We start from the raw sequence: 13,853 nt of genomic DNA on the forward strand, positions 1-13,853 counted from the left end.
AATTCCCCCATTTGTTTATTTAGAGCTTACGTATTTTACAAAGATGTCTAATGCAACTTCTTCTTGTACACCAGTCTCTTGGTCTTTTAAATTAATGACTCCACGAGATAATTCTTCTTCACCTAGAACCGCTACATATTTTGCTTTATAACGTTCCGCTGCTTTGAATTGCGCTTTTATTTTACGATCTTGGTAATCTTTCTCACAAACAAGACCAGCTTTACGCAATTGATATAAAATAGCCGTCGCTTCTTTTTTCACTTCTTCTCCAAGTCCAATTAGGAATACATCCATTTCTTGTTGAATTGGAAGTTCGATTCCTTCTGTTTCAAGAGCTAATATTAAACGCTCGATACTTAATGCGAAACCAATACCTGGAGTATTAGGACCGCCGATTTCTTCAACTAATCCGTTATAGCGACCACCACCACTTAAAGTTGAAATTGTACCGAATCCTTTACCTTCTATCATGATTTCAAAAACAGTGTGATTATAATAATCTAAACCACGTACTAAATTTGCATCGATCTCAAACGGAATTTTCATAGCTGTTAAGTAAGATTGAACGGCTTCGAAATAGTTCATAGATTCTTCATTTAAATAGTCTAAAATCGATGGTGCTGTCTTCATCGAAGGATGATCGTGATCCTTTTTACAATCTAAAACACGTAATGGATTAGTTTCTAAACGATTATTACAATCACTACATAGCTCATGTGCTACCGGTTTAAAATGATTCACAAGAGCCTCACGGTGTGCTTTACGGCTTTCTAAGTCACCTAAACTATTAAGAACTAACTTAACATTTTTCAATCCAAGACCACGATATAATTCCATTGATAGAGCTAATACTTCTGCATCGATTGAAGGATCGTTACTACCTAAAGCTTCGATACCGAATTGTACGAACTGACGATAGCGACCAGCCTGTGGACGTTCATAACGGAACATAGGACCGATATAGTACAACTTAGTAGGTTGATTGCTATTTCCGTACATTTTATTTTCAACATAAGAACGAGCGATTGAAGCAGTTCCTTCTGGACGTAATGTTAATTGACGATCTCCACGATCAGTAAATGTGTACATTTCTTTTTGAACAATATCCGTTGTATCTCCAACACCACGTTGGAATAATTCAGTATGTTCAAAGATTGGTGTACGAATTTCGTTATAGTTATATCGTTTGCATAAGTCTCTTGCAAACTTTTCAATATACTGCCATTTTTCAATCGTGCCAGGTAAAAGATCCTGAGTACCTCTTGGGATATTAATCGACATTGTAAATCCTCCTAAATAATAACCTTTATAAATACAAAAAACCCTCGTGCCTACTGAAATAAAAACAGTAGGGACGAGAGTTATAAGCCCGTGGTGCCACCCTAATTGAAGAACAATAAACTGTTCTCCCACTTTCATCGTTAACGCCGATTACGTTTATCCTTACTAGAAATCGTTCAGAATAAAGCCTCAGGAGTGTCTTTCAAATAGTCTACTTGTGGAAATGCTCTCAGCCACGGCACTTCCTCTCTCTACAAGAGATCCTATCCTACTTTTCTCCGTCTATGGAATGTTACTATGTATCAATATGTTATTTAATATCTTACGTTCGGATACAACAAATGTCAAGAACAGTTAAAATTTTTTTACGAACGCTCCAACTGTCTTTTTAAATCACGCACTTCTCTTAAAGTTAAACCAAACTCACTTGCCATCTCTAATGAATTGGATTCTTGTCCCCTATTTTGAAACTCATGAAAATCCATATTCAAGACACCTTTTCTACCTGATCCTAGACTATTACGATTATTTATTCTCATGCTGCAGTCTCCTTCCAAGTATGTTGTTATATAGGATGTCCAAATAATTAATGGATTAAACAATTAAAATACTTTTTTGAACTTAGGCAAGTTTTATGCTGGATTAAGCAATTTAAATTGGTTCTATGGATTCAGACAAAACGAGGTGGAATTTGATTAAATTTAAGTAGTTTTGGTGTGGATTTTATTGAGAGTAGATTTTATTTAGTACAATATGATGATTTTATTGATAATTTCATAAATCTATTAAGTTTAATGGTGAATAACAGTTTTTATTTATGATTTCTTATTTTTAATTGCGATTCTCAGTTTTTATTTGCGATTCTCGGTTTTTATTTGCGATCCCACGATTTTTAATTGCGATTCTCGGTTTTTATTTGCGATCCCACGTTTTTATTTGCCATTCTGGTTATTATTTACTACATCCGACATTCTCATTACAACTAAAAAAACCATGGTACACACCATGGTCTAATGAAATATTCTTAAACTAGATTGAATGCTTTCAACTGATCCGTCTATGAAATAGATTAATCCGTAATAAACTAGGATGATTAATATAACAAATAAAAGTGCTTTAAAGAAACTTTTGAGGATTGTAAACAAAATTACACCAGCAATAAGGATTAACACGATTGTAATTATGTCCAAATAGCAACCTCCTCTAAATTCTTTATAAGAACCCGTGTACTTCAGTATATTCGCTAAATGAAGTTATTATTTTAATAATTTATTCTATCCAAAAAAAATGCCTCCTTTTTGGAAAAGGAGGTTAAGAATGGGCTTATTTACTTTCAATCATAATTGTAATTGGTCCCCAGTTTGTAAATGTTACATCCATATCTGCACCAAAAATGCCTGTTTGTACTTCGTATCCTTGTTCACGTAGATATGAATTAAAATATTCGTATAATTCATTTGCGATTTCTGGCTTGGCTGCATCTGTAAAGCTTGGACGTCTTCCTTTTCTCGTATCGCCATATAAGGTGAATTGAGAAACGGATAGAATCTTGCCACCTACATCATTTAAAGATAAATTCATTTTTCCGAGTTCATCTTCAAAAATTCTTAGATTAACTGCTTTGTCAGCACAATATTTAACATCTTCTATAGTGTCTTCATGCGTTATTCCGACTAACAATAATAACCCTTTAGGTATTTGACCTACTACTTGTCCGTCCACTACGACCTTTGCTTCTTTTGTGCGCTGTAATAATACTTTCATAAGTGGCACCTCCTATTAGTGGAAAATACGTCTCACAGAGTAAATATCTGGAATTTGTTTAACCTTATCCACTACTTTTTGCAGGTGGTTTATATTACGAATAGACAAACTCATTGTAATAGTTGCCATTTTATTTCGATCATTTTTTCCAGTTACTGAAGAGATATTAGTTTTTGTTTCATTTACTACTGAAAGAACTTCATTTAAAAGACCGCGACGATCGTAACCGAAAATTTCTATATCAACATTATAATCACGTTCAAACGTAGGGCTTTCTTCCCAATCAACTTCAATAAAGCGATCTTCTTCACTATCATTTAACATGTTTACACAATCGCTTCTATGAACTGAAATTCCTCTGCCTTTTGTGATATAGCCAACAATATCATCACCAGGTACAGGATTACAGCATTTTGATAAACGGATTAATAAATTATCTACACCTTTTACAGAAATACCAGCATCTTTACGACGTGATGGAGCTTTTTTAAGATCCGAAGAAAGTTCTCTTAATCGGTCTTCTAGCTCAATTTCAGTACGTTTACGGAATTTATCTGTTAAACGGTGAGCAATCTGTGTTGCAGTAATTCCATTGTATCCAACAGCTGCATACATATCTTCTGCATTAGAGAAATTAAATTTCTCTGCGACGCGTTTTAAATTTTCAGACGTTAATACTTCTTTTAAATCACATTCTAGAGCTTTAATTTCTTTTTCAACTAATTCCTTGCCCTTTTCAACATTCTCTTCTCTTCTTTGCTTTTTAAAATATTGACGTATTTTATTTTTAGCGTGTGAAGACTGAGCGACCTTTAACCAGTCTTGGCTAGGTCCATACGAATGCTTCGATGTCATAATCTCAACGATATCACCGGTTTTAAGTTTATAATCAAGTGGTACCATTTTCCCATTTACTTTTGAACCAATTGTTTTATTTCCGATTTCAGAGTGAATTCGGTAAGCAAAATCGATTGGAACAGATCCTAGTGGTAATTCAAAAACATCACCTTTTGGAGTAAATACAAAAACCATATCAGAGAATAAGTCCATTTTTACTGATTCCATGAACTCCTCTGCATTTGTAGAATTATCTTGCCATTCGATAATTTCACGGAACCAACTTAATTTATTTTCTAACGTTTTTTGTGAAGGAAAGTTTGCATTATCATCTTTATATGCCCAGTGTGCTGCAACACCATATTCAGCAATTTGATGCATTTCTTGAGTACGAATTTGAACTTCCAGTGGTTCACCTTTTGGACCAATTACAGTCGTATGAAGAGATTGATACAGATTTGCCTTAGGCATTGCAATATAATCTTTAAATCGACCTGGCATTGGTTTCCAGCATGTATGAATTACGCCTAATACAGCGTAGCAATCTTTAATACTATTAACAATCACACGTACGGCTAATAAGTCATAGATCTCGTTAAATTGTTTATTCTGCTTAGCCATTTTATGATAAATGCTATAAATATGCTTAGGACGTCCAGAAATTTCTGTTTTAATTTCGACATCTTCAAGTTGAGTTGAGATTTCGTTTATAACCTCTTCTAAATATTGCTCACGCTCTGCTCTTTTTCGCTTCATTAAGTTAACGATTCGATAGTATTGTTGTGGATTTAAATAGCGTAATGCTGTATCTTCAAGCTCCCACTTTACTTTACTAATCCCTAGTCGATGAGCTAGCGGTGCAAATATTTCTAACGTTTCATTTGCAATTCGCATACGTTTTTCTTGAGGTAAGTGTTTTAACGTTCTCATATTGTGAAGGCGATCGGCTAATTTAATTAATATTACTCTCAAGTCCTGTGCCATCGCTACAAACATTTTGCGATGATTTTCAGCTTGCTGTTCTTCCTTCGATTTAAACTTGATTTTACCTAACTTTGTTACACCATCTACAAGCATAGATACTTCTTTGCCAAAATGGTTCTCTAAGTCCTCTTTAGATACTTCAGTATCCTCTACTACATCATGAAGAAACCCAGCACTAATGGTTGTAGCATCCATCTCTAAGCCAACAAGGATACCTGCTACTTGAACCGGGTGTATAATATATGGTTCACCTGACTTACGAAATTGCTCACTATGTGCGTCACGAGCATATTCATAAGCACGTTTAATAAACGCCACATCATCTTCTTTTAAATAATGGGTCGCTTGCTCTAAAACCTGTTCTGCTGTCAAAACTTGCTCAGTAGCCATCTAATCACCTTAAATCATTATTTCTTTTATTATCATGAAAATTTCGTTTTTTGTAAAGCAGGAGTCGTCAAATTTCATTTTTTTTTGCAGATCTTTGATAGAAAAAGAGCACTCTGATTAATCAGAGTACCCTGTTTAGTTAACATTATCATATGTTAAAAATTAATATGTCATTAGTGTAAATATATCATAGCCTTCTAATTTTTTACGACCTTCTAAGTAAGAAAGCTCAATTAAGAAAGCAATTCCTACTACAATTCCACCTAATTCTTCAACTAGTTTGATTGTAGCTTCAATCGTACCACCAGTAGCTAATAAATCATCAGTAATCAGAATACGTTGACCTGGTTTAATCGCATCTTTATGCATTGTTAACGTATTTGTACCATATTCTAAATCGTAGTTGTAGCTAATAACTTCACGAGGTAATTTACCTGGTTTACGAACAGGTGCAAAACCTATTTCTAGAGCGTAAGAAATTGGACAACCAACGATAAATCCACGAGCTTCTGGTCCAACTACTAAATCAACATCTTTTTCTTTCGCATAAGCTACGATTAGATCCGTTGCTTCTTTATAAGCTTTTCCATCATTCATTAATGATGAAATATCTTTAAACTGAACGCCTTCTTTTGGCCAGTCCGGTACGATCGTTATATAATCTTTTAAATTCATTAAATAAGTGCCTCCCCATTTTCGGAAAAATGACTTTTCATATTTTGAAAAAATGTAGTTAATTCATCACATTTTGAGTACAGAAACAAACGTTCTAGTTCAATACTAGCTAATTTTTTTGCATACGTATTAGATAAAGAGAGATCTTTCTTCTCAGTTTGTGGCAACAAACGAATTTTTCCATCCTCTATTGTAACAAATTCTAAATCAAAAAACACCTTTGTCATAAAATCGACTTGTTCTTTTTTCCATCCCATCTTACGACATAAAGCCACTTCATACATGTTCATATCAAATGGATTGGTATTTGCTAAGATTGAATAGAATTTTTTAAAACTTTCTCTACTCGGAATTGGTGAGAAAAAATGTAATTCTTCTTGATTAAAAATTAAGTAGATTCGTTCTGATAACCCTTTTCGAAAAACCTCTTTCAAATCATTTTCAGAATTAGGTAAATCAAGTAGGATCACATAATTATTTTGTATATTAATATCTAAGTTTAGTACATCTTCATATGCAACAAACGTAGAAATAGGATATTTAGTCTTTAAATTTTCATATTCGTTTGATGATTGATGTAAAAATATAAATTTTTCTTCGGTATGAGGTAAAGTTAATCGATGTGGCTCTTGACCTCTTAAGTCAAATAACTGCCAATGATTTACTTTAATATCATGTATCATTAACTGTGGCTTTCGTTTACCATTCCATTCGTTTATAGAAGCCATTCCTAAGCATGATATTTTTGATCCACTTGCAATTTCATTCGCAACATGTCCAAATCCAAATCCTACAGCATCAAGGAATGTAACGTCATCTTTTAGTTGTACTTTAAGATGTGCACCTTCATTACCGATTTGTTTAATATTTAGAGCATCAACCTCGTTTATTTCTAAAACAGGTTTTGGATTATGCATACCAAAAGGTGCCAGCATATTTAATTCATTAATAAATGAGATTGAAACTTCACTAGCCTGACATTTTAAATCGACTTCTTTTAATGGGATAAAATCTTCATCTGTCATAATTTGATCTGCATATTCATTTAAACGATGTCTCAATAGCTCGACATCTTCAATAGCCAATGTCATACCAGCAGCAAGTGTATGACCTCCAAAATGAGGTAAAATATCTTTACATTTTGTTAAGTTTTCAAATAGAGAAAAACCTTCAATGCTCCTCGCAGAACCTTTTGCTATTCCTTTTTCGTGATCAATACTTAGAACAATTACTGGTTTGTAAAAGCGATCAACTAATTTCGAAGCAACAATTCCAACTACCCCTGCATTCCAGCCTTCTTTTGCGACAATAATCACTTTATTTGAACAAGAGGAATCAAGTTCGTTAACTTGCTTAATTGCCTCTTCTGTCATACGGGAAACTAATTCTTGTCGTTCCTTATTTAGGATTTCAATTTGCTCTGCTCTTTTTTTAGCAAGTGCTCTATCATTTTCTAAAACTAAATCTACTGCAGGCTTAGCATCACCAAGTCTACCAACTGCGTTAATTCTAGGACCAATTGCAAATCCAATTGTTTCTTCCGTAATTGAATCTGTTGTAGTTCCACTAATTTCTAAAAGAGCTCTTAAACCTTCACGCTTAGTTTGCTTCAGTTGCCTTACACCTTTTTTTACGATTAGTCGATTTTCATCAACTAATGGTACTAAATCAGCAACCGTCCCAATCGAAACTAGTTCCAAATATTCCTCTGGCTCCCTACCTAATAATGCGGAAGCGAATTTAAACACAACTCCTACACCTGCTAATTCTTTAAAAGGATAGCTAGGACTTAGCTTTGGATGAATAATTGCAATAGCGTTTGGTAATTCCTCTGGTGGTTCATGATGGTCTGTAATAATTACATCCATACCTAGTTCATTTGCAAAATTAACTTCCTCAGCTGCAGAAATACCTGTATCTACAGTAATGATTAATGAATAACCTTGTTCGTTCGCCCATTTAAATGCATTCTTATTTGGACCATACCCTTCAGTAAAACGATTTGGTATATAAAAATCTACTTTTGCTTCTAGTTCGATTAATGTTAAATACAATACTGAAGTACTGCTAACTCCATCTGCATCATAATCGCCAAAAATTAATATTTTTTCATTTTCTTCAATCGCTTGAAATACTCTGTCAATTGCAATATCCATACCCTCTAATAAAAACGGGTCATGAAAGCTCATTTGATCTTCATATAAAAACTTACTTGCTGCATCTACTGTATTAAATCCACGAGTAACAAGTAGCTTAGCTAATAGAGGGGAAATCTGTAATTCTTTACTTAATAATTGCTCTTCTTGGTGATTCGATAATTTCGGTTTCCAACGTGCTTTTGACTTTAACAATACTCTCACCCCTAACTGTACTATTATACTAAAGTAAACTTATTGGATGAAAGAGTTATTTTTATCATTATATGGATTAATATGGACAAAAACATTTTCCACATCTTTTTGTTGCATCAACTTTGCTTTAACATTTTTACCGATCTTATGTCCTTCTTCAACCGTTATATATGGATCTACTGAGACTTTTATATCGATTATGACATAATAGCCGTGTTCCCTTGCATAGAGAGAATTTATTTCTTTAACACCTTCTACGTTCCTAACGATTTCTTTATATGGTTCAATATCTTCTTCATGAAGGACATGATCCATTGTCGTATGTATTGATTCTGCTCCAATATCCCAGGCCATTTTTAAAATCATAATTGCTACAATAAGACCAGCCGCTGGGTCTGCATATAATAGTACTGGCATATTAAATTTTGTACCTAGAATTGCAATACCAATACCAACCATAGCTGCAGCAGATGAGTATACATCTGAGCGATGTTCATACGCATTAGCGATGATTGCGTCACTATTTAACCTTTTCCCTAAAGCATATTTATAACGAAACATCCATTCTTTTAAAAATATAGATATGAAAGCTGCTAATAAAGCGATTAATTCTGGTGGATGCACGGGCTTAAAAAACGCAGTTATAGAGGATTTAGTTATTTCAATTCCAACGATAAATAAAAGTACGGCAACAATAATTGCAGCGATTGATTCAGCTTTACCATGGCCATAAGGATGATCCTCGTCCGGTGGCATTTTCGCAGCTCTTAAACCAAATAAAACCGCTATCGAACCGACCACATCTGACGCTGAATGTACTGCATCGGCCATTAACGCTTTACTGTTTCCAATATATCCGATAATTGCTTTAACAATTGCTAGAAGTAAATTTCCATATATTCCGATATAAGCCCCCTTCTTGGCTTCCTTATAACGCTCTTCTTGTTCCATATACTTTACCTACTTCCCTTTTTCTAACTCTAAAAAATACACTAATCATTATTAACACATTATATTAGTATCTTCAAATCATAATGAATTTAATACAAAAAAAGAGTATAAGCATGAGCCTATACTCTTTTTAATTTATTTAGCTTCTTCAACATCAATTACTTGGTTTTTATCAAGTTGGCGACCTTTAATAAATAACCAAATTTGTGAAGCGATAAAGATTGAAGAATATGTTCCAACAACTAAACCTATTAATAATGCAAGTGAGAAGTTAAGAATTGCATGACTTCCGAATAAAAGCAATGCAAGTACTGCTAATAGTACAGTAAGAACTGTTTTAACAGATCGGCCTAAAGTTTGACGAATTGATTCATTTACAACTTGTTTCAATTCTTCTCTAGAACGAATTTTCTTCTTAAGCTTCATATTTTCACGAACTCGGTCAAATGTAACGATCGAGTCATTAATTGAATAACCAACAATCGTTAGAACCGCTGCGATGAAAGTAATATCTACTTCTAATCTAAAAATACTAAACACTACAACAATAAAGAATGCATCATGTAGTAGGGCAATTACTGAAGCAATTGCATATGAGAATTGGAAACGTAATGATACGTAAAGAATGATACCTGCTGACGCGATAATCAATGCTTTAATGGCATTACCTGCTAATTCTCTACCAACAACTGGATCAACAGTACTTACGTTTGGTTCTACCCCAAATTTAGTCGTAAAATCTTTTTTCAAATCATTAATTTGATCTTTTGTTAATACGCCTTTAAATACGATTGAACCTGTTTTTGCATCATTTGTTGAAATAGTAATACCTTCAGGCTTCAAGTTCATTTTTGAAATTTCATCATTAACGACTTGTTTTGTAACTGCTGATTTTGATTCAAATGTTACACGTGTACCACTTGCAAAATCAATTCCTAAATTTAATCGGAAAATAGAAAGTAGGATAACACCGACAACTAATGTAACAATTGAAAAATAAACAAATTTTCGACCTACGCTTACAAAATCGATTTTATCATATTTTGTAGGAGGATGTGCTAGGTTATGATTTAAACCAAGAATTTCACTTTGTTTGATACCAAACCATGTTTTCTTATTATTTAAATAACGACTTTGAACTAATAAAGAAAGTAATAAACGTGTACCGAATACTGCAGTTAAAAAGCTTACTAAAATACTTACAATTAAACTTGTAGCAAATCCTTTTACTGAGCTTGTACCGAATGAGAACAATACTACAGCAGCAAGTAAAGTTGTAATATTAGCATCAAAAATCGTTCCAAATGAACGCTGATTACCTGCACGATACGCAGATGCAACTGATTTTCCTAGTTTTAGCTCATCCTTCAATCTCTCAAAAGTGATAATATTGTTATCAACCGCAATACCAACACCAAGTATTAATGCAGCAATACCCGGAAGTGTTAATACAGCATTCATGCCGTCAAATACTAGTAATGTTACATAAGTATATGCCATTAACATGATGCTTGCGATTAAACCTGGTAAGCGATAGAAATAAAGCATAAATAAGAAAATTACTGCTACACCAATTATTCCAGCAAAAATTGTTTCATGCAGAGCATCTGTACCAAATTTTGCACCAATTGATGTTGAATACATTTCATCAAGGTGTACCGGAAGTGCCCCTGCATTTAATAGGTCTGATAGTTCTTTTGCACTTTCAACCGTAAATGTTGAGCCTACAATAGAAAGTGAATCGTCTGTAAATACTTGATTTACACTAGCTGCAGATAAGAATTTAGGTTTTGCTTTTGCAGATTCCTTTTTGAAAGAGTCATGTCCTTCTTTGAAATCTAACCAAATAACCATCATATTATTTGGAGCACCCATTTTTAACACTTTACTTGTAACATCTTTAACCTTAGAAGCATCCTTAAATGTGATTGATACACTAGGTTTACCCATTTGGTCAAATGTTTGCTTTGAAGCGCCTTCTTTTAAATCCGCTCCAGTCATTAGAACCTTATCATTTACGTCACGAATTGTTAAGTTCGCTTCCGTAGAAAGAATATCACGTGCTTTAGCTTGATCTTTTACACCAGCTAATTGAACACGAATACGATCTTTCCCTTCGATTTGAATGTTTGGTTCACTTACTCCTAAAACGTTTACACGTTTTTCAAGAGCTTTTGCTGTACTTACTAATACATTTTTGTTTATTTTGTCGCCTTTCTTAATCGGCTTAACTTTGTAAAGTACCTCAAACCCGCCCTGTAAATCCAGACCAAGCTTAATATTTTTCGCAGTACCAAATACAGTTGTGCCGATTACTGCTGCTAATACAGCAATAATTAAGAAGAAGGCAACAATCCTGTTACGCTTCACCATGTTGTGAATTTCCTCCTCTAACTAGTTCAAGTTCTAGTACGAAAATGGTATGTTTTCATTCTTATATTATACAAATGCAATTTTTTTATTGTCAATTAATGGTTAAACTGACTCCCCAAACTGCCAAGTAGGTGATTTAAATGCTTCGATTCGAATATAATTCATATAATCGTTTACAGTTAATGAGAGTATGTCTTCTACCAGTTGAAAAAGCTTTGGTTCATCCTCTTTCTTTCGCCATAAGGTTCTTTCGAGGCATTCCCATAAATCATCCTCACTGACAGTATCGAATCCAAGCATTCTAAATTCATCCAATTTACTTTCAATTACTACCTGTAGCTTAGGTTTAAATTCTGCAGCTTGTTGATGAAAAGTCGACATACTCTTCCCTCCTAATTTTCTGTATTTTTAGAAAAATGACTTTAGACCTTCATATTCATTTCCTAGATGTTGAACTAACTTGTCATGCTTGCCTACATTTCTAGCATATATATAATTGTAAATCATTCTAGGCTGTTTGAGAAGGTGGTAAAAGTAATGACAAAGCAAACGTTTTTAAGAGGAACGTTTTTTTTACTTATTGCAGGGCTCATCACAAGAATATTAGGATTTTTTAATCGCATTGTTGTAGCAAGAATTATGGGTGAAGAAGGCGTAGGATTATTTATGATGGCAGTCCCGACACTATTTTTGGTCATGACGCTTACACAGCTTGGCCTACCAATTGCCATCTCAAAATTAATTGCAGAAGCAGTTGCTCAAAATAGACAAGATCGGATAAAAAAGATCTTAGCTGTTTCAATGTCAATAACTGGCATATTAAGTATTATTTTTACAACAGCAATGATCTTTTTATCCCCTTTCATTGCTAAAAACTTATTAACGGACGCAAGGACTATGTACCCATTAATTGCCATCGCTCCAGTTGTTCCAATTATCGCAATCTCATCAGTTTTACGAGGATATTTTCAAGGCGTACAGAATATGCGACCTTCTTCCTTTTCCCAAGTTATTGAACAAGTTGTTCGTATAGTACTAGTTGCAGTTTGTACTAAAACTTTTTTACCATATGGAGTTGAATTTGCCGCTAGTGGCGCCATTATCTCTTCTGTATTAGGAGAATTAGCTTCTTTAATTTTTATGCTTTATGTTTTTAAGAAAGAAAAAAATGCAAAGTTCATTTCAGGATTTAAGAACAATATTAAAGATGGAAGAAAAACGCTTAGCGACCTATTAAGTATTGCATTACCAACAACTGGAAGTCGTTTAATTGGTTCAATATCAATGTTTTTAGAACCAATCGTTGTCTCACAAAGTTTAGCGATTGCAGGGGTAACCGCAGCTGTTGCAACTAAACAATATGGATTACTTGCAGGTTACGCTTTACCTCTATTACTTTTACCAGCGTTTATTACTTATGCACTATCTACTTCACTTGTGCCAGCGATTAGCGAAGCAATGGCCAAAAAAGATCGTGTAACTGTTGAAAGAAGATTGCAGCAAGCACTACGCTACTCAATGATTGCTGGTGGTTGGTCAGTTGTTATTTTATATGTATTTGCTTCCCCGATTTTAACACTAATGTACAAAAGTGACCAAGCTACGAATTTTATATTACTTTTAGCACCTTGCTTTATTTTTTACTATTTCCAGGGACCACTACAAGCTGTATTGCAGGCACTTAATCTTGCAAATTCAGCTATGATTAATAGCTTTGTCGGTTCAGTCGTTAAAATCGCTAGTATTTTATTACTAGCTACAAATCCAAAGTTCGGTATAAACGGTGTTGCCTTAGCTATGAATATTAGTATTGTAACGATAACAGTTCTTCACTATTTCACTGTATTAAAGGCGATCAACTTTTCAATTTTTGTTAAAGATTACGTTTATTGTCTAATCATTTTAGGAATTTGTATTTATGTCGGAAAATTCATCAAAGAATATGTAGTTTTTTCATCTTCATTATTAGTACAAACCTTAGCTAGTATTTCTGTTGTTACATTAATGTATATCTTATTAATTCTATTATTTAACCTAGTTAAGAAAGATGAGATCATCCGAATCCCATTCTTTAAAAAGCTAATTACAAGATAATTGACAATAGAATAGACCAAAACAAAACCACAAAGTAATTAATGTACTCTTTGTGGTTTCACTCTGTTGAAAAACACTTTTGTAAACTAGTTATCAAATTTTCGTAAAGGAGTTGATTGAGGTTGATTTCCACTACAGGATGCTCGCTTTCCA

At 33.7% G+C, this 13,853-nt stretch carries 11 protein-coding genes and 1 other annotated feature; of the genes, 1 reads left to right on the forward strand and 10 read right to left on the reverse strand.

The features are described from left to right. Positions 1–15: 15 nt before the first annotated feature. From hisS to COI44_RS13175, 10 genes are all read right to left on the reverse strand, one after another. Positions 16–1,281 carry a histidine--tRNA ligase gene (hisS, locus tag COI44_RS13130; RefSeq protein WP_098428363.1) on the reverse strand — a complete coding sequence of 422 codons (1,266 nt, stop codon included), beginning with the start codon at positions 1,279–1,281 and terminating at the stop codon, positions 16–18. A gap of 66 nt (positions 1,282–1,347) precedes the next feature. After that, positions 1,348–1,575 (reverse strand) — a binding site (T-box leader). A 71-nt stretch (positions 1,576–1,646) separates the two neighbouring features. Continuing rightward, entirely contained in the window at positions 1,647–1,820 is a 174-nt protein-coding gene (locus COI44_RS24195; RefSeq protein ID WP_088013656.1) for a hypothetical protein, read from the reverse strand. A gap of 471 nt (positions 1,821–2,291) precedes the next feature. Further along, positions 2,292–2,471: a hypothetical protein gene (locus tag COI44_RS13140; RefSeq protein WP_098428364.1), complete on the reverse strand. Its 180-nt coding sequence runs from the start codon at positions 2,469–2,471 to the stop codon at positions 2,292–2,294. A 133-nt stretch (positions 2,472–2,604) separates the two neighbouring features. Continuing rightward, on the reverse strand, positions 2,605–3,045 hold the full coding sequence (gene dtd / locus COI44_RS13145) for a D-aminoacyl-tRNA deacylase (protein ID WP_098428365.1): 441 nt from the start codon (positions 3,043–3,045) through the stop codon (positions 2,605–2,607). Between the two features lie 15 nt (positions 3,046–3,060). Continuing rightward, entirely contained in the window at positions 3,061–5,256 is a 2,196-nt protein-coding gene (locus COI44_RS13150; RefSeq protein ID WP_098428366.1) for a RelA/SpoT family protein, read from the reverse strand. A 162-nt stretch (positions 5,257–5,418) separates the two neighbouring features. Further along, the gene (locus COI44_RS13155; RefSeq protein ID WP_098428367.1) at positions 5,419–5,931 is read right to left on the reverse strand and encodes an adenine phosphoribosyltransferase; all 513 of its coding nucleotides are present in this window, start codon (positions 5,929–5,931) and stop codon (positions 5,419–5,421) included. Next, positions 5,931–8,282: a single-stranded-DNA-specific exonuclease RecJ gene (recJ, locus tag COI44_RS13160; protein ID WP_098428368.1), complete on the reverse strand. Its 2,352-nt coding sequence runs from the start codon at positions 8,280–8,282 to the stop codon at positions 5,931–5,933. The genes COI44_RS13155 and recJ overlap by 1 nt, the downstream gene beginning before the upstream one ends. Before the next feature lie 39 nt (positions 8,283–8,321). Then, positions 8,322–9,233 carry a cation diffusion facilitator family transporter gene (locus COI44_RS13165; protein WP_098428369.1) on the reverse strand — a complete coding sequence of 304 codons (912 nt, stop codon included), beginning with the start codon at positions 9,231–9,233 and terminating at the stop codon, positions 8,322–8,324. Positions 9,234–9,368: 135 nt separating this feature from the next. Then, a complete protein-coding gene (gene secDF / locus COI44_RS13170) occupies positions 9,369–11,606 on the reverse strand; it encodes a protein translocase subunit SecDF (protein WP_098428370.1) in 2,238 nt (745 codons plus the stop codon). A gap of 102 nt (positions 11,607–11,708) precedes the next feature. After that, the gene (locus tag COI44_RS13175) at positions 11,709–11,987 is read right to left on the reverse strand and encodes a post-transcriptional regulator (protein WP_069035158.1); all 279 of its coding nucleotides are present in this window, start codon (positions 11,985–11,987) and stop codon (positions 11,709–11,711) included. 156 nt (positions 11,988–12,143) lie between these two features. Between COI44_RS13175 and spoVB the strand changes: the two genes are divergently transcribed. Continuing rightward, positions 12,144–13,700, forward strand: coding sequence for a stage V sporulation protein B (gene spoVB / locus COI44_RS13180; protein WP_098428371.1), 1,557 nt, complete (start codon positions 12,144–12,146; stop codon positions 13,698–13,700). Positions 13,701–13,853: the final 153 nt, after the last annotated feature.

The organism is Bacillus sp. AFS088145, from assembly GCF_002564465.1.
In the GTDB taxonomy this organism is placed as follows: domain Bacteria; phylum Bacillota; class Bacilli; order Bacillales; family Bacillaceae_G; genus Gottfriedia.

What these genes read in the sequence shown, in the direction of transcription:
- hisS (WP_098428363.1), bottom strand. Translation starts at nt 1,281, where the DNA reads ATGTCGATTAATATCCCAAGAGGTACTCAGGATCTTTTACCTGGCACG.
- COI44_RS24195 (WP_088013656.1), bottom strand. Translation starts at nt 1,820, where the DNA reads ATGAGAATAAATAATCGTAATAGTCTAGGATCAGGTAGAAAAGGTGTC.
- dtd (WP_098428365.1), bottom strand. Translation starts at nt 3,045, where the DNA reads ATGAAAGTATTATTACAGCGCACAAAAGAAGCAAAGGTCGTAGTGGAC.
- COI44_RS13150 (WP_098428366.1), bottom strand. Translation starts at nt 5,256, where the DNA reads ATGGCTACTGAGCAAGTTTTGACAGCAGAACAGGTTTTAGAGCAAGCG.
- COI44_RS13155 (WP_098428367.1), bottom strand. Translation starts at nt 5,931, where the DNA reads ATGAATTTAAAAGATTATATAACGATCGTACCGGACTGGCCAAAAGAA.
- COI44_RS13165 (WP_098428369.1), bottom strand. Translation starts at nt 9,233, where the DNA reads ATGGAACAAGAAGAGCGTTATAAGGAAGCCAAGAAGGGGGCTTATATC.
- secDF (WP_098428370.1), bottom strand. Translation starts at nt 11,606, where the DNA reads ATGGTGAAGCGTAACAGGATTGTTGCCTTCTTCTTAATTATTGCTGTA.
- COI44_RS13175 (WP_069035158.1), bottom strand. Translation starts at nt 11,987, where the DNA reads ATGTCGACTTTTCATCAACAAGCTGCAGAATTTAAACCTAAGCTACAG.
- spoVB (WP_098428371.1), top strand. Translation starts at nt 12,144, where the DNA reads ATGACAAAGCAAACGTTTTTAAGAGGAACGTTTTTTTTACTTATTGCA.